The organism is Vulgatibacter incomptus, assembly GCF_001263175.1.
Lineage (GTDB): Bacteria > Myxococcota > Myxococcia > Myxococcales > Vulgatibacteraceae > Vulgatibacter > Vulgatibacter incomptus.
In genome coordinates this window covers 2257867-2279052 of record NZ_CP012332.1, presented here as the reverse complement: position 1 = coordinate 2279052, position 21186 = coordinate 2257867, and the positions used below count along the sequence as shown (strand labels likewise).

17 protein-coding genes are annotated in these 21186 nt (G+C 68.9%); 13 read left to right on the top strand and 4 right to left on the bottom strand.

Features of this window, described 5'->3' with window-relative positions; translation table 11 throughout:
• The first annotated feature begins 4 nt into the window (after positions 1-4).
• A complete protein-coding gene (locus AKJ08_RS09345; RefSeq protein WP_050725824.1) occupies positions 5-1735 on the top strand; it encodes a TadA family conjugal transfer-associated ATPase in 1731 nt (576 codons plus the stop codon).
• A gap of 3 nt (positions 1736-1738) precedes the next feature.
• Positions 1739-2740, top strand: coding sequence for a hypothetical protein (locus AKJ08_RS09340; protein ID WP_050725823.1), 1002 nt, complete (start codon positions 1739-1741; stop codon positions 2738-2740).
• Between the two features lie 13 nt (positions 2741-2753).
• Here AKJ08_RS09340 and AKJ08_RS09335 read toward each other — a convergent pair whose 3' ends face one another.
• Positions 2754-3272: a GNAT family N-acetyltransferase gene (locus tag AKJ08_RS09335; protein WP_050725822.1), complete on the bottom strand. Its 519-nt coding sequence runs from the start codon at positions 3270-3272 to the stop codon at positions 2754-2756.
• A 143-nt stretch (positions 3273-3415) separates the two neighbouring features.
• A complete protein-coding gene (lon, locus tag AKJ08_RS09330; RefSeq protein WP_050725821.1) occupies positions 3416-5860 on the bottom strand; it encodes an endopeptidase La in 2445 nt (814 codons plus the stop codon).
• Positions 5861-6185: 325 nt separating this feature from the next.
• Between lon and AKJ08_RS09325 the strand changes: the two genes are divergently transcribed.
• Positions 6186-8024, top strand: a complete 1839-nt coding sequence (locus tag AKJ08_RS09325) for an AMP-dependent synthetase/ligase (protein ID WP_240475281.1) — start codon at positions 6186-6188, stop codon at positions 8022-8024.
• A gap of 155 nt (positions 8025-8179) precedes the next feature.
• Here AKJ08_RS09325 and AKJ08_RS19250 read toward each other — a convergent pair whose 3' ends face one another.
• A complete protein-coding gene (locus tag AKJ08_RS19250; RefSeq protein ID WP_050725819.1) occupies positions 8180-9205 on the bottom strand; it encodes a hypothetical protein in 1026 nt (341 codons plus the stop codon).
• Between the two features lie 126 nt (positions 9206-9331).
• On the opposite strand from AKJ08_RS19250, the gene bamA reads away from it, so the two are divergent.
• The 8 genes from bamA to AKJ08_RS09280 all read left to right on the top strand — a co-directional run bounded on the left by bamA (position 9332) and on the right by AKJ08_RS09280 (position 17778).
• A complete protein-coding gene (bamA, locus tag AKJ08_RS09315) occupies positions 9332-11725 on the top strand; it encodes an outer membrane protein assembly factor BamA (protein ID WP_050725818.1) in 2394 nt (797 codons plus the stop codon).
• A 117-nt stretch (positions 11726-11842) separates the two neighbouring features.
• A complete protein-coding gene (locus AKJ08_RS09310) occupies positions 11843-12373 on the top strand; it encodes an OmpH/Skp family outer membrane protein (protein WP_050725817.1) in 531 nt (176 codons plus the stop codon).
• 2 nt (positions 12374-12375) lie between these two features.
• Positions 12376-13419, top strand: coding sequence for a UDP-3-O-(3-hydroxymyristoyl)glucosamine N-acyltransferase (gene lpxD, locus AKJ08_RS09305; RefSeq protein WP_050725816.1), 1044 nt, complete (start codon positions 12376-12378; stop codon positions 13417-13419).
• An 84-nt stretch (positions 13420-13503) separates the two neighbouring features.
• Positions 13504-13944: a 3-hydroxyacyl-ACP dehydratase FabZ gene (gene fabZ / locus AKJ08_RS09300; protein WP_050725815.1), complete on the top strand. Its 441-nt coding sequence runs from the start codon at positions 13504-13506 to the stop codon at positions 13942-13944.
• 10 nt (positions 13945-13954) lie between these two features.
• A complete protein-coding gene (gene lpxA, locus AKJ08_RS09295; RefSeq protein ID WP_050725814.1) occupies positions 13955-14731 on the top strand; it encodes an acyl-ACP--UDP-N-acetylglucosamine O-acyltransferase in 777 nt (258 codons plus the stop codon).
• Positions 14732-14738: 7 nt separating this feature from the next.
• Complete coding sequence (locus tag AKJ08_RS09290; RefSeq protein ID WP_050725813.1) at positions 14739-15575, top strand: LpxI family protein; 837 nt, start codon at positions 14739-14741, stop codon at positions 15573-15575.
• Positions 15576-15735: 160 nt separating this feature from the next.
• Positions 15736-16758, top strand: coding sequence for an MBL fold metallo-hydrolase (locus AKJ08_RS09285; RefSeq protein ID WP_050725812.1), 1023 nt, complete (start codon positions 15736-15738; stop codon positions 16756-16758).
• 63 nt (positions 16759-16821) lie between these two features.
• Complete coding sequence (locus AKJ08_RS09280) at positions 16822-17778, top strand: hypothetical protein (protein ID WP_050725811.1); 957 nt, start codon at positions 16822-16824, stop codon at positions 17776-17778.
• A 140-nt stretch (positions 17779-17918) separates the two neighbouring features.
• On the opposite strand, the gene AKJ08_RS09275 is transcribed toward AKJ08_RS09280, so the two are convergent.
• Positions 17919-18686, bottom strand: coding sequence for a glutathione S-transferase family protein (locus tag AKJ08_RS09275; protein WP_050725810.1), 768 nt, complete (start codon positions 18684-18686; stop codon positions 17919-17921).
• A 143-nt stretch (positions 18687-18829) separates the two neighbouring features.
• On the opposite strand from AKJ08_RS09275, the gene AKJ08_RS09270 reads away from it, so the two are divergent.
• Positions 18830-19807 (top strand): MBL fold metallo-hydrolase, encoded by a 978-nt coding sequence (locus AKJ08_RS09270; RefSeq protein ID WP_050725809.1) that lies wholly within the window; start codon positions 18830-18832, stop codon positions 19805-19807.
• Positions 19808-19909: 102 nt separating this feature from the next.
• Positions 19910-21181: an acetyl-CoA hydrolase/transferase family protein gene (locus tag AKJ08_RS09265; protein ID WP_050725808.1), complete on the top strand. Its 1272-nt coding sequence runs from the start codon at positions 19910-19912 to the stop codon at positions 21179-21181.
• Positions 21182-21186 lie beyond the last annotated feature (5 nt).

Sequence of the window (21186 nt, the reverse complement as noted above, 5' to 3'; positions counted from 1 at the left end):
GACGATGGCCGACACGCTGAAGATCACGGATGCAGGTGGCGGTACGCGGCGACTGGAGCTCGCCGGGAGCTCGCTGACCATCGGCAGGGGGGAGGGCTGCGGCCTGGTGCTCGCTGGCAGCGACGTCTCGAAGCGCCACGCCCGGCTCCGGGCCCGCGGAAGCGCTTGGGAGGTCGAGGATCTGGGGTCCACGAACGGCACCTTCCTGAACGGCAGCCGCCTCGCCGGGCCACGAGAGCTCGGCGTCGGCGATGAGCTCGGGATCGGCACGTACCGGCTGTCGCTCGGGCGCGACACCGATGTTCCCGGCGCGAAGGAGGCGGGCGAAACAAGGACGGCCGCGCCCTCTCCGGCGTCGCAGAAGTCGGGGCGAGCGGGGGGCGATCCGCCTTCGCCGGCCTTGGAGCGGGCTCCCGGCCAGACAGACGGGCGTCGACCAGCGGCACCCGCGAACCGCGGAGAGGATCGAGCGGCGCTTCGCAAGGAGCTCCACGACCGGCTCATCGAGGCGCTAGACCTGCGGCGCCTCGACCTCGACAAGCTCGGCGACGATCAGCTCCGCGCCCGAAGCGAGAAGGCACTCGAGGGAATCCTCGCCGACCTCGGCGCCCAGGGGAGGCTCGAGTCGATCGGCGATCGCCGGCAGCTCCTCGCCGACGTGATCGACGAAGTGCTCGGCCTCGGGCCCCTCGAGGAGCTCCTCGCCGACGACGAGATCAGCGAGGTGATGGTCAACCACGCCGACCAGATCTTCGTGGAGAAGCACGGCCGGATCGTCCCTTGCGAGAAGACCTTCTCCTCCAACCGGGCGGTCCTCGCCGTGATCGAGCGGATCGTCGCGCCGATCGGCAGGCGCATCGACGAGTCGTCCCCCCTGGTGGACGCGCGGCTCAAGGACGGCTCCCGGGTCCACGCGGTGATCCCCCCGCTTGCCCTCAAGGGGCCGTGCATCACCATCCGGAAGTTCAAGCGCGAGAAGCTCACCGCGCCCGACCTGGTCCGCTTCGGCTCCATGACCGAGAGGATGGCTCGCCTCCTCGAGATCGCGGTCCTCGCCAAGAAGAACATCGTGATCTCCGGCGGCACGGGATCCGGAAAGACCACGCTCCTCAACGTGCTGACGTCGTTCATCCCCGAGGGCGAGCGGATCGTCACCGTCGAGGACGCGGCGGAGCTGCAGATCCGTCAGGCCCACTGGGTGCAGCTCGAGTCGCGCCCGCCCAACCTGGAAGGGAAGGGCGCGATCACCATTCGCGAGCTCGTGAAGAACTGCCTCCGCATGCGTCCGGATCGGATCGTGGTCGGCGAATGCCGCGCGGGAGAGGCGCTCGACATGCTCCAGGCGATGAACACGGGGCACGACGGCTCGCTCACCACCCTCCACGCGAACACGCCGAGGGACGCCCTCTCCCGGCTGGAGACGATGTGCCTGATGTCTGGGATGGACCTGCCGGTGAGGGCCATCCGGGAGCAAGTCGCGAGCGCGGTCGACCTCATCGTGCAGCAGACGCGGTGCTCGGATGGTTCACGACGGGTGACCAGCATCACCGAGCTCACCGGCATGGAGGGCGACATCGTCACCCTCCAGGAGATCTTCGCGTGGGACCAGCAGGGCTACGACGCGGAAGGGCGGGTCGTGGGCCGCCACGTCGCCTCGGGCTTCATTCCCAAGTTCTGCGAGGATCTGTCGCGGCGGGGGATGGCCGTCACAGCGGACCTCTTCCGGGAGGAGTAGGCCATGCGCGCGCCGGAGAACGCATCTGCCAACGGCTTGCCCATCGTGCGAATCCTTGCCTCTCGCGCGGCCGCGCGGATTGCCACGGCCGTCGCCGGAATCGCCCTCGCGATCGCCGCCGCGGCCGTCGTCGCAGCCTGCCGAACGGAGCCGCCGCCGGTACAGCCGGAGCGGAGCGGATCATCCGTAGCGTCCGAGTGGCGGGTGCGCGACGCGACCCGCCGCCGCCACGAGGTTCACCTGCGCGCCTTCCTCGATCGGGAGTCCTGGACCGAGGCGTCGGCAGAGGCCCAGGCCCTCCTCGATCTCGATCCCTTCCATGACGAGGCCCGGATCGCGAGGCGCCGGGCGCAGGCGGCGATCGAGCACGCGGCAGGGGCGGGCGCTTGCGCCGAGGGAGTGGCCGACGGAGGGCGAGCGCAGAAAGAGTCCTGCACCACTGGAACCGCGGCTTCGTCCCGCCGCGGAAGGGACGCCGAGGCCCGCGGCTGGGCGGAGGCACGCCAGAAAGTCCGCGCGCTCGCCGCCGAGGCCCTCGAGCAGGCGTATCCCGAGCCTGGCGTGGCGACCGCCGTCGGCCTCTTCGTCCTCGACGGAAAGGTCGACGCCGCCCTGGACGCCCTCCGCAAGCTGCGAAAGGCCGGCATCGAACCTCGAGCCGACGACCGCGCGCTCCAGAGCCTCGCCGCTGGCATCACGCTCATCGGCGGAAAGTTCAAGGACGGGCAGACCGCCTTCCTGGCGGGCCGTCTCACCGAAGCGCACGCCCAGTGGACCGTCGCCATCGAGGAAGAGCGCCGAATCCTGCCCCCCGGGATCTCGTCGGTCGCGACCCGGTCGGTGCGCCGAAGCCTCGCCCAGGCCTGGCTGGAAGAGGGCACGCGCTTCGAGGCGCGCGGACAGCTCGACGCCGCCGCTGCCGCCTGGAAGCGCGGTGCGTGGGCCGAGCCCTCCAACCTCGAGATCCGCGCGGCCCTCCAGCGCCTCGAGAAAGCGGCCCGCTGATCCGCTCGACGCTCTACGGACCGACCCAGAGCGCCATGTAGATATCGTCGAGGTACTCGTTCGGACCGAGCTTCAGCCGTCTGGTCTTGCGGCCCTCTTCGACGAAGCCGAGGGATCGATAGAGCGCGATCGCGCGATCGTTCGCCGAGCGCACCTGCAGCTCGATTTTCTCGACGCGCGGATTCGCTCGGGCCCAGCTCGAGAGCTCGTCCATCAGGGCTCGACCGACGCCGCGGCGTTGATGGCCTTCGTGAACGGCGATCGTCAGGCGGACGACGTGCGATGTCGCTGCGAGAGGGAGTGGCTCCAAGAACGCGTGCCCGACGACCACGCCCCCGCATTCGGCGACGAGATAGGTGCCGCGGCCGCGCTCGTTGAGGTCGACGATCATCCTTCGAAACGCGTCGTCGTCGATTTCGTCGGGCCTAGACGCGAGCCGCCCCGGAACGCGCGCGATCGCCCGCTCCGCTGCCGCGAGCAGCGGCGCGTCCTCCTGCCGTGCTCTTCGAATCGAAAGCGCGAGAGGGCCCATGGCGGCACGCTAGCACGCGGTGCCTCGAGGACGTCGCGGCGGCGCCGCGGAGGGACATAGGAGCCACGGGCGTGATCCCGGCGGCTGGGTACACGAAGGGGCCGCCCGTGATGTGGGCAGCCCCTGTTTGCGACCGTTGGCGGTCAGGCCCGGGCTTCGGGAGCGCCGGGCTTCTCGCCAGGGAGCTCGTCTGCGGCGGGAGCGCCGAAGGGCGAGCTGTCGAGGGTGGCCTTGAGGACCTCGTCGAGGCTGCCGACGAAGTGGAACTCGAGCTCCTCGCGGGCCTGGTCGGGGACGTCGACCACGTCCTTGCGGTTGCGCTCCGGCAGGACCACGCGCTTGATGCCGGCGCGGTGGGCGGCGAGGACCTTCTCCTTGATGCCGCCGACGGGGAGCACCTGGCCGCGCAGGGTGATCTCGCCGGTCATGGCGGTGTCGCCGCGGGCCTGGATCCCCGTGAGCAGGGAGACGAGGGCGGTGACGATGGTCACGCCGGCCGAGGGGCCGTCCTTCGGGATCGCGCCGGCCGGGAAGTGGACGTGGAGGTCCATCTTCTCGAGGAAGTTGGCCTCGAGGCCGAGGGAGCGGCTCTTGCCGCGCACGTAGGAGAGGGCGGCCTGGGCGGACTCCTTCATCACGTCGCCGAGCTGGCCGGTGAGCGTGAGGCTCCCCTTGCCGGGCATCTTGGTGGCCTCGATGAAGAGGATGTCGCCGCCGGAGGGCGTCCAGGCGAGGCCGGTGGCGACGCCGGAGACCTCGGTCCGCTCGGCGACCTCGTTGTAGAACTTCTCGGGGCCGAGGATGACCGAGACGTCCTCCTCGTCGATGAGGCGCTTCTCGGTCCGCCCGCTGGCGACCTCCACCGCGACGGCGCGGCAGAGGTCGGCGATCCGCCGCTCCAGGTTGCGGACACCAGCCTCCCGCGTGTAGCCCACGATGGTCTTCGCAAGGCCGCGCTCCGTGATCTCGAGCATCTCGGTGGAGATGCCGTGCTCCTTGAGCTGCTTGCCAATCAGGTGGCCGCGGGCGATGTGCTCCTTCTCGTCGAAGGTGTAGCCGGGCAGCTCGATGATCTCCATGCGGTCGCGCAGAGGCGGCGGGATGGGCTCGAGCTGGTTGGCCGTGGCGATGAAGAGGATCTTCGAGAGGTCGTACGGGACGTCGATGTAGTGGTCGCTGAAGGTGTTGTTCTGCTCGGGGTCGAGGACCTCGAGGAGGGCCGCGCTGGGATCGCCGCGGAAGTCGGCGCCCAGCTTGTCGATCTCGTCGAGCATCATCACCGGGTTCACGGTGCCGGCCTTCTTCATGGACTGGATGATCCGGCCGGGGAGGGCGCCGACGTAGGTGCGCCGGTGGCCGCGGATCTCCGCCTCGTCGCGGACGCCGCCGAGGCTGAGGCGGACGAACTTGCGACCGATCGAGCGTGCGATGGACTGGCCGAGGGAGGTCTTGCCTACGCCGGGAGGGCCGACGAGGCAGAGGATCGGCCCTCGCATGTCGTTCTTCAGCTTGCGGACGGCGAGGTACTCGAGGATCCGCTTCTTCACCTTCTCGATGCCGTAGTGATCGGTGTCGAGGACCTGGCGCGCGTTCTCGATGTCGAGGTTGTCCTCGGTCTTCTTCGACCAGGGGACGTCGGCGAGCCACTCGAGGTAGGTGCGGGCCACCGTGTACTCGGAGCTCGCCGCCGGGATGGTCTTGAGCCGGCTCATCTCCTTGTTGGCGACCTTCTCCACGTCCGGGGGCAGGCCGGCCTTCTTGAGGCGCTCGGCCAGCTCGTCGAGATCCTCCTCCTCCTCGTCGGTGAGATCGCCGAGCTCCTCCTTGATCGCCTTGAGCTGCTGGCGCAGGTAGTACTCGCGCTGGGTCTTGGACATCTCGCCCTTGACCTGGCTGTCGATCTTGCTCGAGAGCTTGAGCACCTCGCGCTTGCGGTTGAGGAGCTCGAGGACGAGCTTCATCCGGGCCTTGAGGTCGACGGTCTCGAGGACCTGCTGCTTCTCCTCGATGGACACCTCGACGTTGGCCGCGATGAGGTCCGCCAGGTGCCCGGGGTGGGTGATCGACTCCACCAGCTCGCCGGCGGCGGCCGGGAGCTCGGGCATCAGCTCGATCACCTCGCGGGCGAGCTTCTTCAGGTTGATGGCGAGGGCCTCGACCTCGACGTCCTCGCCGGGCTTGGCCTCCTCCACCGGCTCCACGCGGGCCTTGAGGTAGGGGGCCTCCTGGATGAGCTCGGTGATGCGGAAGCGGGAGATCCCCTGGACGACGAGTGAGTAGTTGTCCTCGCCCATCTTCAGGAGCTTCACGATCCGCGCCACGGTCCCCACGGAGTGGAGGTCGGCGGCGCCGGGATCCTCCTCCTCGGCGCGACGCTGGGTGACGACGCCGATGACCTGATCGTCCCGGACGGCGTCCTTGATCAGCGCGATGGTCTTCTGGCGCCCCACTGCCAGAGGGAGCACCCCACCGGGGAAGAAGACGGAGTTCCGCAGGGGGAGGATCGGGAGCACCTGCGGGAGCTCCTCGATCGTCACGGGAGGGATCCCGGGTCCAACTGGGGAGTTCTTCTTGGATTCGTCCGACATGCGGGTCTCGCTCTCGTCACCGAGGGGCCAAAGGGCCCCTCGCCGCAAAGCCCGGGACGTCGGTCAGTCCGCCCCGGGGGCTTCCTTCCGCGCGGTGCCGGGAGGCCCCTCACGGTTGGCATTGGCTCAACTAGGCCCCAACTTGGCAACGGATTGCGTCTTGGCAACCAGATGGGGCTCGAATCGTTGCCGGGTCAGTTTTGCACGTGGTACGAATCGACCTCCTTTGCAAATCGCCTAGGGAGTCGATTCACTCGCCGGCGCTTGGTTGCGCGAGGCGGGGCCGCACCTTTCATCGGGGTACGCCATGAGAGCCGAGGCCGTGATGTCCCAGCAGGCAGGAAGCAGCTTCCCGATCCCGGTCAACGTCGTCCGCATGCTCCTGGATCGCGCCGCCATCGAGCCGAAGGCGATCGCGACCCGGTTCAAGCAGGGGGGCGCCTGGCGGAGCCTCTCCTGGGAGGAGCTGGTCGCGCGGACCCGGACGATCTCCGACGGACTGATCGCGCTGGGAGTGCAGCCGGACGACCGCATCGCGCTCGTGGCCTCGACGCGGGTCGAACACTCCTTGTCGACGGCGGGCGCTTTCGCGGCCCGGGCGGTCGCGGTGCCGATCTACCAGTCGTTCCTCGCGTCCGAGGTGGAGTACATCCTGCGCGACAGCGGCTCCTCCCTGGTCTTCGTCGAGAACGAGACGCAGCTCGCGAAGGTCCGGGGCAGCCGCGCGGCCCTCCCCGAGCTCCGAAAGGCCATCCTCATGGATGGCGAGGTCTCGCCTTCGGACGCCGATTGGGTGATTCCGCTGACCGAGCTCGAGAGGATGGGCAAGGAGGCGGGCGGCCGTGAGCCCGACGCCTTCGACCAGCGATGCGCCGCGATCGAGGCCGATCGGACGGCGACGCTCCTCTATACCTCTGGCACCACGGGCAACCCCAAGGGCGTGGTCCTGACCCACCGGAACTGGTGCTACGAGGCGGCCTCGGTGGCGCAGATCGCGATCTTCCGGCCGGGCGACTCGATCCTGTTCTTCCTCCCGCTGGCCCACTCCTTCGCGCAGGTGGTCCAGGCCGTGTGGTGGCACCTCGGCGCCGAGATGTGCTTCGCCGAAGCGCCGGACAAGGTGGTCGAGAACGCGGCGGAGATCCGGCCGTCGCTCATTCCGGCGGTTCCCCGCGTCTTCGAGAAGGTCTTCGCGTCGGTCGTCGGGACGGGAACCGCCGCGCCCGGCCTGAAGGGCATGCTCTTCCGCTGGGCGCTCTCCCTCTTCGACGAATATGCCGAGGCGAGGAGCGAGGGGCGGATCTACGGCGGCCTGGGCTGGACCCTCGCCAAGAAGCTCGTTTTCTCGAAGGTTGCGAAGACGCTCAAGGAGGAGCGGCTCGGCGGCCGGATGCGGGTCTTCGTCTCGGGCGGCGCGCCGCTCTCGCCCAAGATCGCCTGGTTCTTCGATCTGCTCGGCCTCCAGGTTCTCGAGGGCTGGGGCCTCACCGAGACAGCGGCCGGGACGGCCGTGAACGTCCCGGGGCGCAACAAGATCGGCACGGTCGGTCCGGCAGTGCCCGGCACCGAGTTCCGGATCGCGGGGGACGGCGAGATCCTCGTCCGCGGCGGCGGTGTGATGAAGGGCTACTACAATCGGCCTGACGCCACCGCCGAGGTCCTCGATCCGGACGGATGGTTCCACACGGGCGACATCGGCACCCTCGACGCGGACGGCTACCTCCGGATCACCGACCGCAAGAAGGACATCATCGTCACCGCCGGCGGGAAGAACGTTCCGCCGCAGAACCTCGAGAACGCGCTCAAGACCGAGCCCATCGTCAGCCAGGCGATGGTGTACGGCGACAAGCGCAAGTTCCTCACCGCGCTGATTACGGTCCAGGACGAGTACGGCCGCAAGCTCCTCGCTTCGAGGGGAATCACGGTCTCGAGCTACGAGGAGCTCTCCCGTCGTCCGGAGATCCGGATGGAGGTCGAGGCCGCCGTCGCCCGGCTGAACGCGACGCTCCCCTCGTACGAGACGATCAAGAAGTTCGCGATCGCTCCCCGGGACTTCACGGTGGAGACCGGCGAGCTCACGCCCTCGCTCAAGGTGAAGCGCAAGGTCACGACCGAGCACTACCGAGCCGTGCTCGACGCCCTCTACGAGGAGAAGTTCGACTGAGAGTTCGTGAAGAAATTCACGAACTCTCGCGAGCCGGAGGCGAGCAAACGAAAGGGAGCGCTTTTCGCGCGTAGCGCGAGATGAAGAAATCGCTCCCGCTCCTCGGGGGCGATTTCTTCATACGCTCTGACGCCGGGTGGCATCCTGGCGTCGAGTCAGGTCGCCTGGAGCGACGCGAGGAGCTTGTCGGCCGCGAGGCGTACGGGACCCGGCGGGATCGGGCGGGCATCGACGACGGCGCGGGCGGCGCGGAGCCGATCGGCGGCAGGGAGCTCCTGGCGGCCGATGAGCGCCTCGGCCGTCGCCATCGCGCCGGGGAGCCTGGCGAGCCCGGGACCGGGTCCACCGTTCCAGCCGCCTCGCGAGACCGCCTCGAGGCAAGAGGCCAGGGCGGGCGCGAGCTCCGGCCTGGAACCGAGCAGCGGGACCGCTTTCGAGACCTCGAGGAGGGGAACCGCCGCATAGGCCCGCTCGATCGGCTCTTCGATCGCGCCTGCGAGGCGGAGGGCTTCCTCGGCTCGATCCAGAGGGCCGGCCGAGGCGCCATCGGGCAGGTGGCGGATGGCGAGCTGCTCGAGGATGAGGGAGCGGGCCAGTCCGTCGCTGACCGATGCGAGATCGAGGAGGGCGGGCTCGACCTCGGCGGGCTCCAGCGCCAGGACCGCGTCGGCACAGAAGCGTGCGAGGGCATGGGAGCGCGCCGCGAGACGGAGGAGGTCGCGATCGGCCTCCCGGGTTCCCTTCGAGAGCAGCGCCAGCGCGCCGGCCAAGGTGCGGAAGTCTCGGGCGAGCGGGGCGAGCCGGCGGGCGACCTCGGCGACTCGGGGCGGCGCGAAGTCGCGGCGCGCGGCGAGCGCCTCCAACAGGGAGGGGAGCTCCCAAGGCTCGAGATCCGCGAGCGCCTCCTCGAGCTCCCGCGGGTCGAGGCGCTGCGCGCTGCTCGCGACCGCCGCCACCCTCCGTGAGAGGCCCATGGACCGCCCCGTGGCGGCGTGTCGGTGGAGCTCGATGCCGAGGCGCTCGCCCAGCAGCCGCTCTTCCTCACCTTCGGCCGGGTCGGGCGAAGGGAGGAGGCCGGGCGCGTTCCCGGGGGGGAGGCGATCGCGCAGCCGATCCAGCAGGCCGTGGCGAGCGGATTTCGAAGGGGATCGTCTGCGGAAGAGGAGATCGAGCAGGGACATCGCACATCCAGCGCTCCTGGCCGGGAGCGGCGCCCGCTTCTTGTGAAGGGGGGAAAAGTCTACCAATTGTCCTTGTCTCGCGGGGGCCTTGCATCCTATGGTCCGGCCGTTTTTTCGTGCCTTTCCATGCCTCCGCGCCTCCTCGCCCTCGGCCTCTGCGCCCTCTTCCTCGCCCTTCCCGCCAGCGGTCGGGGTGCGCCCGCGATCGGCGAGGAATCGCTGCCGGGTGCCGGCGAGGCCCGTGACGAGGAGGAGGGAGCGCGGATCTCCGAGATCCGGATCGAAGGCGCCCGCAGGGCCGAGCCCGCCGCGATCCGCGCGGTGATGGCGACGCGGGTCGGCAGCGCCCTCGACCGCCGCGTGCTCCGCGAGGACATCCGCCGGATCTTCGGCCTCGGCTTCTTCTCGGACGTGCGGATCGACGCCGAGCCCACGCCTCAGGGCGTCGTGGTGACCGTCACCGTCGTCGAGAGGCCGGCGATCCGCGAGGTGCGGATCGAGGGCAACGACGAGATCTCGACGGACGACCTCCGGGAGAAGCTCGACGTCAAGCCCTTCCAGATCCTCGACCGCGCCGCCGTGAAGCGGAACGCCGCCAAACTGAACGAGCAGTACGTCGAGAAGGGCTTCTTCCTCGCCTCGGTGGGCTACCGGGTGGTGGAGGCGCCGGACAACCAGGTCGACGTCGTCTTCGAGGTGAACGAGAACTCCAAGGTGATGGTCAAGGAGATCTCCTTCATGGGGAACGAGAAGATCTCCAACGACCAGCTCAAGGAGGTGATGATCACCAAGGAGGGAGACTTCCTCTCCTTCCTCACGGGATCCGGCACCTACCGCGAGGAGCTCTTCCAGCGCGACATGCAGGTGGCCCAGGGCGTCTACTACGACCACGGCTACATCAACGTGAAGTTCGGCAAGCCGGCGGTCTCGATCACGCCGGACAAGCGCTCGATCTACATCACGATCCCGATCGAGGAGGGGGAGCAGTACTCGATCGGCGCGATCGACTTCGCGGGCGACATCCTCACGTCCAAGGAGGATCTGGCGTCGCGGATGACGGTGCACGGGGGAGAGATCTTCTCGCGCTCCAAGCTCCAGGCGGACATCCAGGCGCTCACCAACCTCTACCAGGACGACGCCTACGCCTACGTCAACGTGATGCCGCTGACCGCGGTGAACGCCGAGGAGCGGACCGTCGACCTCACCTTCGAGATCGACCAGGGCAAGAAGGTCCGCTGGGAGCGGATCGAGATCGTCGGCAACGAGAAGACCCGCGACAAGGTGATCCGCCGCGAGCTGCGGATCTACGAGGGCGAGTATTTCAGCGGCACCGCGCTGAACCGGTCCAAGGCGCGGGTCACGGCCCTGGGCTTCTTCGAGCCCGATCCGCGCACCGGCACGGTGGAGATCTCCACCCGGAAGGGATCGAGCGACGAGCTCATCGTCGGCGTGGTCGAGGTGAAGGAGAAGGCCACCGGAACCTTCCAGGTGGGCGCGGGCTTCTCGTCGGTGGAGAACTTCATCGCCACCGCGCAGATCTCCCAGAGCAACTTCTTCGGCTGGGGGCAGTCGGCGTCCCTCTCCGCCCAGATCTCGAGCCTGAGGCAGCTCTACCAGATCCAGTTCATCGAGCCGTACTTCCTGGACTCGAACTGGACCTTCGCCTTCGACCTCTACCGGACCGACGTCGACTACGGCGGCTTCGTGCGGAAGGCGATGGGCGGCGACGTCACCTTCGGCCACCCGCTCCCCTTGGTCGAGAACGACGACCTGCGCCTCTTCCTCACCTACACGCTCGAGGACGTGAGCGTGACCACCGGGGGATCGCAGGTGGGCGGTGTCCGCCTCTTCGGCCGGTTCAAGGACGGCCTCACCTCGTCGGCCCGCCTCACCCTCACCTGGGACGCGAGGAACAACCGCCTCTTCCCCTCCAAGGGCTTCTACCAGTCGGCCTCGGTCGAAGAGGCCCCGTCCTGGCTGGGATCCGATTTCCGGTACACCCGCTATACGGGTGTCTCGCGCTGGTACTTCGAGCTCCCCTGGCGCTTCGTGTTCAAGACCCAGGGGACGGTCGGCTACATCCGCGGGCCGAACGTGCCGGTGTCGGAGCTCTACTTCGTCGGCGGGATCAACTCGGTGCGCGGCTATCCGCTCCGGACCGTCTCCCCCACGATCCCGGTGGCGACCAACGGGAATGACCCCCAGTCGGCGACGTTCCCGTACCTGATCGGCGGCAACAAACAGCTCGTCTTCAACAACGAGCTCGAGTTCCCGATCTTCGAGAAGGTCGGGATCCGCGGCGTCCTCTTCTACGACCTCGGAAACGCCTTCGCCCAGAACGCGAACTTCTTCAACGACAAGCAGTTCGATCTTTTCCTCGGGATGTTCCACTCGGTGGGCTTCGGCTTCCGGTGGTTCTCTCCCATCGGGCCCCTGCGCTTCGAATGGGGCATCCCGCTCACGCCGCGCCCCGAGGATCAACGGATCCTCTTCGAGTTCACCATCGGGAACAGCTTCTAGGGAGCCGGCGTTTCTCCGGCGCCCTGGGGCTTGGCGACCGACCGAGCGTCTCGCCAGCCCGCTTGACCGCAACGCGGCGCTACGGTACGCCGCCTTGCTCCGAAACCGAGGTTCGAGATGCGACGTCTACTCTCCTTCGCGGTGCTCCCGGCGCTGCTCCTCCTCCCGGCCTTCGCCTTCGCTGACGTGAAGATCGGCTACGTGGACCTCCAGCGCGCCCTGAACGAGGTCGAGGAAGGCCAGGTCGCCAAGGCCCGCCTCAAGACCAAGTTCGAGAAGAGCCAGGTCCAGCTCGACAAGGAGCAGAACGCCCTCAAGACCCGCAAGGACGAGCTCGACAAGAAGCGGCTCGCGATGGACGAGGCGACCCTCCGGCAGAAGGCCGAGGAGCTCGACAAGGAGTTCATGCGGGTCTCCGGCCTCTACACCAAGCTCCAGAAGGAGCTCTCCGACGAGGAGCGCCAGGCCACCGCCGAGATCTTCGCGAAGATGCGGACGCTGATCGCCGGCCTCGCCGAGAAGGAGGGCTTCACCTTCGTGCTGGAGCTGAACGAGTCCGGCCTGCTCTACGGCCCGCCGTCGTTCGACCTCACCAACGAGCTGGTGCGGCTGTACAACTCGACCCACAAGGCGACGGCGAAGAAATAACCATGGAGATCCTGCTCTCGGAGCTGGCCAAGGAGCTCGGCGGCGAGGTGGTGGGCGACGGCTCGCGGACGATCCGCGGCGTGGCGCCCCTTGAGACGGCCGACTCGTCCCAGATCAGCTTCTTCTCGAACCGCAAGTACAAGGCGGAGTTCCTCGGCACATCCGCCGGCGCGGTGATCGTGGCCGGGGGGGACGCAGAGGGCGAGAAGCCGGCGTCTGCGAGCCTCCTCGTGGTTCGAGACGCCTACCTCGCCTTCGCCAAGGCCTCGACCCTCTTCCATCGCCAGCCTACCTATCCCGCCGGGGTCGATCCCCGGGCGGCGGTGGAGGCCGACGCCGAGATCGATCCCTCCGCGACGGTGATGCCCTTCGCGTACGTCGGGCGGGGCGTGAAGATCGGCGCCCGGACGGTGATCCACGCCCACTGCGCGATCCTCGATGGGGTCACCGTCGGCGAGGACTGCCTCCTCTATCCCGGCGTGGTCGTGCGGGAAGGCTGCAGCCTGGGGGCGCGGACGATCGTCCAGCCTGGCGCGGTGATCGGCGGCGACGGCTTCGGCTTCGCCTTCGAGCCGGCCCGGATGCGGCACTTCAAGGTTCCACAGTCCGGCACGGTGCAGGTCGGCGTCGACGTCGAGATCGGCGCGAACACCTGCGTCGACCGGGGCACCCTCGGCGACACCGTGATTGGCGCCGGGACCAAGATCGACAACCTGGTCCAGCTCGCCCACAACGTCGAGATCGGGCCCTTGAGCCTCCTGGCCGGGGCCACCGCAATCGCCGGTTCCACGCGCCTCGGCAAGGGCGTGGTCATCGGGGGGCAGGTCGGCGTGATCGGGCACCTCGAGCTGGGGGACGGCGCGCGGGTCGCTGCCGCCTCCGCGGTCTTCACCGACATCCCGGCGGGGGCTGCCTACGGCGGCGTCCCGGCCATCGATCAGAAGCGATGGCTGCGCGAGCAGGCGGCGACCCATCAGCTCCCCGAGCTCCTCAAGGAGCTCCGCGCGCTCCGCAAGAAGGTGGAGCAGCTCGAGAAAGAACGATAGCCGTCGCGGGCGCACGTTCGCGCCCGCGTTTCGACGGCAATGGTACCTAGACGGTCCCACACGGGACACGGCTGGAGGGTTTGCTTGGAAGGCTTCGACTACGGACGGATCCAGGAGATCCTTCCCCATCGCTATCCGTTTCTCCTCATCGATCGGGTGACCGAGCTGGTCCGCGGGGAGCGGCTGGTCGGCTACAAGAACGTCACGATCAACGAGGACTTCTTCAACGGACACTTCCCGGGAAATCCCGTGATGCCGGGCGTGCTCATCCTCGAGGCGCTCGCCCAGGCCGGGGCGCTGCTCGCCTACGAATCCGATCCACTCGATCTGACCAAGAAGGTGATCTTCCTGGCGGGGATCGATGACGCGCGCCTCCGGCGCCCGGTCCGCCCCGGCGACAAGCTCGAGCTCCATGCCACGATCGCCAGGCGCAAGGGCCCGGTCTGGAAGCTCTCCGTGCACGCAATGGTCGACGGGCAGCGGGTTGCCGAGGCGCTGCTCACGGCCACCTCGGTGGACAAGTAAGGGGCCAGGAATGAGCCGGATCCATCCCACGGCAATCATCGAGAGCGGCGCGGAGCTGCATCCCTCGGTGGAGGTCGGCCCGTATTCGATCATTGGCCCGCAGGTGAAGATCGGCGAGGGCACGAAGATCGGCTCCCACGCGGTAATCTCGGGCGACACCACCATCGGCAAGGGCGCCCGCTTCTTCCAGTTCTGCTCCGTTGGCGAGGCGCCCCAGGACCTCAAGTACCGCGGGCAGCCCACGCGCACCGTCATCGGTGACAACACGGTGGTCCGCGAGTTCGCGACCCTCCACCGCGGCACGGAAGAGGGCGGCGGGATCACCAAGGTGGGCTCGCGCTGCCTGCTGATGGCCTACTCGCACGTGGCCCACGACGTCCAGATCGGCGACGGCGTGATCCTCGGGAACAGCTCGATGCTCGCCGGCCACGTGATCGTGGAGGATCACGTGATCTTCGGCGGGATGTCGGGGATCCACCAGTTCACCCGGATCGGCCGCAACGCCTTCATCGGCGGCGGCTCGATGGTGGGCATGGACGTGCCGCCGTTCTGCACGGCCAGCGGCTACCGCGCGGAGCTCGCCGGCCTGAACACGGTGGGCCTCACCCGGCACAAGTTCACCGAGGATGAGATTCGGAACATCAAGAAGGCGTACCGGACCCTCTTCCGGATGAAGCTCGGGCTTCGCGAGGCGCTCACGCAGGTGCGCGCCGAGCTCCCCGGCGATCCGAACGTCGAGCACATGCTGCGCTTCATCGAGGGGTCCCAGCGCGGCGTGACGAGGTAGCGAGCACATGGAAGCAGCCGTCTCTCCGACCATCGGGCTGATCGCAGGTTCAGGCGTCTTTCCCCTGCGGTTCGCCGAGAGCGCGAAGCGGTCGGGCCACCGGGTGGTCTGCGTGGCCCACGAGGGCGACGCGGACCGTTCGCTCGAGTCCGTTTGCGACGAGGTCACCTGGGTCCACCTCGGTCAGCTCGGCAAGATGGTGAAGGCCTTCCGGAAGGCGGGCGTCGACGCCGCCGCGATGGCGGGGGGCGTCGCCAAGGTGAACCTCTGGGGCGGCCTCCGCCCGGACCTCATGGCGCTGAAGCACGCGCCCAAGCTCAAGCGCTTCGACAACGACAGCCTGCTCCGAGCCGTCGCCTCGATGTTCGAGGAGGAGGGCGTCCGCATCGTCGACCCTGCGCCGTACTGTCCCGACCTGATGGCCCGCAAGGGTGCGTACGGCAGGTACAAGCCGGACTCGGCGATGGAGGCGGACATCCGCCTGGGCGTGAAGGTCTCGAACGCCATCAGCCGGGCCGAGGTGGGCCAGACGGTCTGCACCAAGGGCGGGGTGGTCGTGGCGGTGGAGGGGATGGAGGGCACGGATCGGTGCATCCGCCGGGCCGGCGAGCTGGTGGGCAAGGGCGTGGTGGTGGTGAAGTTCGCCATGCCCGAGCAGGACATGCGCTTCGACGCGCCGTGCATCGGCCCCGGCACCGTGAACACCTGTGTGGAGATTGGGGCGAGCGCGCTGGTCTTCGAGGCGGCGCGCTCGGTGATCCTGGAGGAGAAGGAGATCGTCGCCCGCGCCGATGCGGCGAAGCTGGCCCTGGTGGGCGCCGACTCCGACGGGAGCTGGAGGTAGCGATCGGCGCGCGCGGCAGTTCGTGAAGAATTCACGAACTCTTGCGAAGCCGAAGGCAGAGCAGACGAAGAGAAGAGCGTTTCCGCGCGAAGCGCGGCTGAAGGAGTCGGACCCGCTTCTGCGGGACCGATTCCTTCACACGCTCAGAGGAGCATCGACGATGCCGGAGCGCGGCGGCGATGCCGCCATCGCCAGGCTGGGCGTTCATCGCATCCCGATCCCGCTGCCCTTTCCCCAGGCAGGCGGCCCGGTCAACGTGATCGCGGTGGAGGAAGAGGGCGGCGGAATCGCCCTCTTCGACACCGGGATCGGAGGAGTCGACGCGGAAGCCGTGCTGCGCTCGGGGCTCGCCGCGATCGGCAGCGACCTCGGCGAGGTGCGCCGGATCTTCGTCACCCACGGCCACGTCGATCACTACGGCCAGGCAAGCAGGGTGAGAGAGGTCTCGGGCGCGCCGGTCTATGTGCACGCGCGCGATCGCCGAAAGCTGCTCTCGCCGGTCCACTGGATCGCCGATCGGGAGCTCTACGAGGAATTCCTGCGCCGCTGCGGTGTGCCCGCCGCGAGCGTCCGGGAGATCCTCGAGGTGGCGGCGTACCAGGAGCACCTCGGGGGGAGGCTGGAAGAGCCGCTCGGCGAGCTGGCGGAGGGCCAGCAGCTCTCCTTCGCGCGCTGCGACGCGACCCTCCTCGAGATGCCCGGGCACACGCCGGGGCTGGTCTGCGCGCTGCTTTCGACCCGTGGCGGCGCTGGCGGACCTCTGGCCGTCCTCCTCGCGAACGATCACATCCTCGAGCACGTCTCGCCGAATCCGCTCCTGGAGATCCTGCGCGACGGGAGCCGCTTCCGGGCGCTGCCCACCTACCTCGAGTCGGCGGCGAGGGCCCGGGCGCTCGAGCTCGACTGGGTGGTGCCGGGGCACGGCGCGTGCTTCGTGGACCACAGGCGGGTGATCGACGGGCTCGAGGGCTTCTACGCAAGGCGGCAGGAGAAGATCCTCTCTCTGATCCCAGCTGGCGGCGCGACGCCCGTCGAGCTGGTCCTGTCACTTTTTCCTCGGGCGACCGGGCTCGACACCTACCTGGTGATCGGGGAGATCCTCGGGAACCTGGACCTCCTCGAGGCGGATTCGCGGGTCGGCGCGATCGAGCGCCACGGCGAGCTGCGGTATTTCCGGCGCTGACGCCGGTCCGGACGCACCTTCTAAGAGGATCCCACCGGCGGGATCCGCGCCTTCGGGGAGGAGATGCTCGGTCGGTCCGCGGAGCTCGGTCTTGCGTGCAGCGTCTACGTGGATGGCTCTCTGGACACCCACGAGCTCGTCTCGCGGCTACGGAGGGTATCGAGCGTGCCGCGGCCCGGGCGGTTGCTGCTGGGCGGGTTGGAGCTCGAGGTCTTCGAGAATCCTCGTTGGAACCTTCGCAAGGCGAGGGGGCCCTCGGGGCACCTCTACTTCCGCACCTGCCTCGCGGCCGCCCCCAAGGTCGGCGCGCGGAGGGAGGACTTCGAGCGAGAGGTCGAGTGGCTGCTTTCGCGGCTCCGCGACCCGCCGGAGCGGCGCGCCTGGATCGTCTCCGGCTACGAGTGGCGCCTCCCTGCCAGGCGCCTGCGGCTGGTGATGGACGCCTCCGACCCGAAGCGGCTCGTGTTCACCTACCAGGGGATCGACGCGCCGGCCCAGCACCGCGCCTGGGATCGGATCCGGCGGCAGCTCCTCGCCTTCGCCTTCCACGGCCGCGCGGCGGCCTTCATCGTCGGACGCGAGAGGGGCTTCTCCCGATCGCTCGACGGCGGATCGCCGGCGGAGCCGATCCGGATCGAGTCCGAGGCCCCTTCGTGGCTTGGTTTCCGGAAGAAGCGGGTCGTGGCGGACGAGGCCGTCACCTTCGTGCGCCGCTGCCCCCGCGCGCTCCTGGACGAAGCGGCGCGTACCGATGGCTTCGTGGTCCGCGGCGACCTCGTGGTGGCCTCGCTCGCGCTTGGTGATCGGGAGGCCGCCCGCGAGCTCGTGGAGGGCGTGGTGCTCTTCGACAGGTGCAGGGGTCTTCCACCCCACGTGCGGCACGAGTGCATGGCCTGCGAGCCGGGCGGGCACTACCTGCTCTGGCACGCGCCATCTCGCGCGGTGGAGGAGATCCGGCGCTTCGCCGAAGGGCTCGTGGAACCCCTGGGCTGGTCCTTCGCCGTCGAAGCCGCGCCCTGAGCGAGAGAATCAATCGGTCCCGCATAAGCGGGCCCGATTGATTCAGCCGCGCTTCGCGCGATCGCGCCTTTCCTTGGCTCCGCCTTCGGCTTCGCGTGCGCGGAAACGCTCTTCGTCTGCTCCGCCGTCGGCTCCGCGTGTCAGACGGCCCTGGGAGCGGCGGGCGGGAGCGGTCGCTCCGCGAGGGGAACGGAGAGGTCGAAGGAGCTGCGCTCGCGGCCCGGCGGGACGCTCCCGTTTCCGAAGCCCAGCGAGTAGTCGAAGTAGAGCTTGATGAAGTCCTCGTCCGACATGCCCGTCTCCTTGACGAGGGCGTCTCCGAGGAGCGCGTCCCGGAAGCGGCGCACGCGGGCGAAGCCGGCCTCGTCGGGGAGCCGGAATCCCCGGTAGTGCTCGTTCAGGCAATACCGCTGGAAGAACGGCGCGTAGTTGATCTCCGCCAGGGAGAAGCCGTCCCGGTCGTCGAGGAAGGTGCCGTTCGGGTTGTGGCGGCTGAGGAGCTCGTCCACCCACCTCCAGGTGGCGAGCGCCTGGTCGATGAGCTTCGCGTCGGCGGAGCGGTCCTGGTTCATGAGCAGCCGGTACATGAGCGGCACGAACTGGTTGTTGCAGTGGTCGACCATGATCCGCGCCAAGGCCCGCGTGTAGGGCTCGCGGGGGAGGGTGGGCGGCTCGGGGAAGGCGTCTTCGAGGTACTCGCAAATCACGCTCGACTCGTTCAGCACGCGGCCCTCGTGGCGGATCACGGGGACCTTGCCCTCCGGATTGATCTGGAGGAACGACGCGCTCCTCGGCTTGGTGACGTCGATCTCGTGGGTCGCGAAATCCACGCCCTTGCGGCGCAGCATGAGCCGGGCGCGCTGCGCGAAGGGGCAGAAGGACATGCTGTAGAGCTCCACGTTCGACATCTCGATCCTTCCGAGCGATGGGGTCGCCCGAGCCTAACCAGGCGCAAGGCCGCTCGCCACCCGTCGCGGCGAACGGCGGGCGCCCCGACCGGCCTGCCCGGCCGGCTGCACGCAGGCCCTTCCGGGCGTGGTAGGAACGCTCCATGTCCGAGGTGATCCTCAGCCGGGAGGGCCTGCGCGCCCGCAGCGCGCCTCTCTGGCTCGACGCGACGCGGAAGACGGCCTGCTCCTTCGTGTCCCACGCCCACGGTGATCACATCGGCAGGCACCTCGAGGCAATCGGGACCCCCGCGACCCTCGCGCTGATGGGCCACCGGCTGCAGGGCGCGAAGACCGTCCATCGGCAGGTGGAGTACGGGCGGAGCTTTCGAATCGGGCCTCTCGAGCTCGAGCTCTTCTCCGCGGGCCACGTGCTAGGGAGCGCCCAGATCCGGATCACGGTCCGCGGCCACCGCACGGTCTACACCGGCGATCTGAACACGGCTCCGTCCCGAACCGCCGCCGCCGTCGAGGTGGCAGCGTGCGACACCCTCGTGATCGAGTCGACCTTCGGCCATCCCCGCTATCGCTTCCCGCCCAGGAGCGAGGTGGAGGATCGGATCGCCGCGTTCGCCGGGGAGGTGCTCGACGCAGGCGTGACGCCCGTCTTCTTCGCCTATTCCCTGGGCAAGTCGCAGGAGGCGGTGAAGATCCTCGGCGAGCGCGGCTTCAAGGTGCGAGTGCACCCGGAGGCCTGGGCGATCTGTGAGATCTACTCCGCACACGGCGTGCGCTTCCCGAACGCCGCCCCGCTCTCGCCGGAGGCGGAGGCGGGCGAGGTCATCGTGGCGCCGCCACGGACCAGGGAGTTTCGCGCCTGGAACCGCCGAGGTCCCATCCGCACCTGCTTCCTCAGCGGCTGGGCCATCGATCCGGGCGCGCGCTACCGCTCCCGCGTCGACGCTGCGATCCCGCTCTCGGATCACGCGGACTTCGACGGCCTCGTGGACTACGCGAAGGCCACCGGCGCCTCGAGGGTGCTCACCACCCATGGCAGCGCCGACGACCTCGCCCGGGAGCTCCGCGCCCGGGGCGTCGACGCGCGGGCCATGAACCCCAGCCCCCAGCTCGAGCTCTTCTGACGCCCTGTATCAGGGAGAGTGATACCTCGAGCGCATGGTGGCCACCGGGGCTAATGCGGGTAAGAATCGGGACGCTTCACCCCTGCCAATGTGGAGTCCGACATGCATCGTTTCGTCACGGCGGAAGAAGCCGTCTCGCTCATCGAATCCGGCAACCGGGTCTTCGTCCACGGTGTCTCTGCGACGCCCCGGCGGCTCATCGAGGCCATGACCGCGCGGTCTGGCGAGCTGCGCGACGTCGAGATCGTGCACCTCCACACCGAGGGGCCGGCGCCGTACGCGGATCCCGCCTGCGCCGGCAGCTTCCGGGTGAACGCCCTCTTCGTCGGGGCGAACGTGCGGCAGGCCGTCCAGGAGGGGAGGGCCGACTACCTGCCGGTCTTCCTCAGCGAGGTGCCTCGCCTCTTCCGCGACGGCGTCCTCCCCCTCGACGTGGCCCTCGTCCACGTCTCGCCGCCGGACAAGCACGGCTATTGCTCCCTCGGGACTTCGGTGGACGCGGCGGTGGCGGCGGTCCGGGCGGCCCGCATCGTGATCGCCCAGTGCAACCCGAACATGCCCCGGACCCACGGTGACGGGCTCATTCATGTCCGCCGGATCGACCGTCTGGTCGCCGTGGAGGATCCGCTGCCGGAGGCGCATCCGAGGCCCAGCACCGAGGTCGAGGTGGCGATCGGCCGGCACGTCGCCGGCCTGGTCGAGGACGGCGCCACGCTCCAGCTCGGCATCGGCGCGATCCCGGACGCCGTGCTCGCGAGCCTGGTGAACCATCGCGACCTGGGCATCCACTCGGAGATGTTCTCCGACGGCGTCGTGGATCTGGTGGAGCGCGGGGTGATCACGGGTGCCAACAAGAAGGTGCACCGCGGGAAGATCGTCTCCGGCTTCGTGAACGGGACGCGACGCCTCTACGACTTCGTCGACGACAACCCCCTCGTCGCGATGCTGGACATCGGCTACGTCAACGACACCTCGGTGATCCGGAAGAACCCCAAGGTGACCGCGATCAACAGCGCCCTCGAGGTCGACCTCACCGGCCAGGTCTGCGCCGACTCCATCGGCGAGAAGCAGTACTCGGGGGTCGGCGGGCAGATGGACTTCATCCGCGGCGCCGCGCTCTCCGAAGGGGGCAAGCCGATCATCGCGCTCCCCTCGGTGACCCGCACCGGCCGCTCGAGGATCGTTCCCTTCCTCGCGCAAGGGGCAGGGGTGGTCACCACGCGTGCGCACCTCCATTACGTCGTCACCGAGCACGGGGTGGCGAGCCTCTACGGCAAGAACCTCCGGCAGCGCGCCCACGCCCTCGCCGCAGTCGCGCACCCCGACCACGGGGAGGCGCTCCTCCGCGAGGCCCACCGCCGCTTCGGCTCGTAGGGCCG

Bases quoted from the DNA above. Each gene is read 5' to 3' on its own strand.
- AKJ08_RS09345 (WP_050725824.1), top strand. From the start codon at position 5: ATGGCCGACACGCTGAAGATCACGGATGCAGGTGGCGGTACGCGGCGA.
- AKJ08_RS09340 (WP_050725823.1), top strand. From the start codon at position 1,739: ATGCGCGCGCCGGAGAACGCATCTGCCAACGGCTTGCCCATCGTGCGA.
- AKJ08_RS09335 (WP_050725822.1), bottom strand. From the start codon at position 3,272: ATGGGCCCTCTCGCGCTTTCGATTCGAAGAGCACGGCAGGAGGACGCG.
- lon (WP_050725821.1), bottom strand. From the start codon at position 5,860: ATGTCGGACGAATCCAAGAAGAACTCCCCAGTTGGACCCGGGATCCCT.
- AKJ08_RS09325 (WP_240475281.1), top strand. From the start codon at position 6,186: ATGTCCCAGCAGGCAGGAAGCAGCTTCCCGATCCCGGTCAACGTCGTC.
- AKJ08_RS19250 (WP_050725819.1), bottom strand. From the start codon at position 9,205: ATGTCCCTGCTCGATCTCCTCTTCCGCAGACGATCCCCTTCGAAATCC.
- bamA (WP_050725818.1), top strand. From the start codon at position 9,332: ATGCCTCCGCGCCTCCTCGCCCTCGGCCTCTGCGCCCTCTTCCTCGCC.
- AKJ08_RS09310 (WP_050725817.1), top strand. From the start codon at position 11,843: ATGCGACGTCTACTCTCCTTCGCGGTGCTCCCGGCGCTGCTCCTCCTC.
- lpxD (WP_050725816.1), top strand. From the start codon at position 12,376: ATGGAGATCCTGCTCTCGGAGCTGGCCAAGGAGCTCGGCGGCGAGGTG.
- lpxA (WP_050725814.1), top strand. From the start codon at position 13,955: ATGAGCCGGATCCATCCCACGGCAATCATCGAGAGCGGCGCGGAGCTG.
- AKJ08_RS09290 (WP_050725813.1), top strand. From the start codon at position 14,739: ATGGAAGCAGCCGTCTCTCCGACCATCGGGCTGATCGCAGGTTCAGGC.
- AKJ08_RS09285 (WP_050725812.1), top strand. From the start codon at position 15,736: ATGCCGGAGCGCGGCGGCGATGCCGCCATCGCCAGGCTGGGCGTTCAT.
- AKJ08_RS09280 (WP_050725811.1), top strand. From the start codon at position 16,822: ATGCTCGGTCGGTCCGCGGAGCTCGGTCTTGCGTGCAGCGTCTACGTG.
- AKJ08_RS09275 (WP_050725810.1), bottom strand. From the start codon at position 18,686: ATGTCGAACGTGGAGCTCTACAGCATGTCCTTCTGCCCCTTCGCGCAG.
- AKJ08_RS09270 (WP_050725809.1), top strand. From the start codon at position 18,830: ATGTCCGAGGTGATCCTCAGCCGGGAGGGCCTGCGCGCCCGCAGCGCG.
- AKJ08_RS09265 (WP_050725808.1), top strand. From the start codon at position 19,910: ATGCATCGTTTCGTCACGGCGGAAGAAGCCGTCTCGCTCATCGAATCC.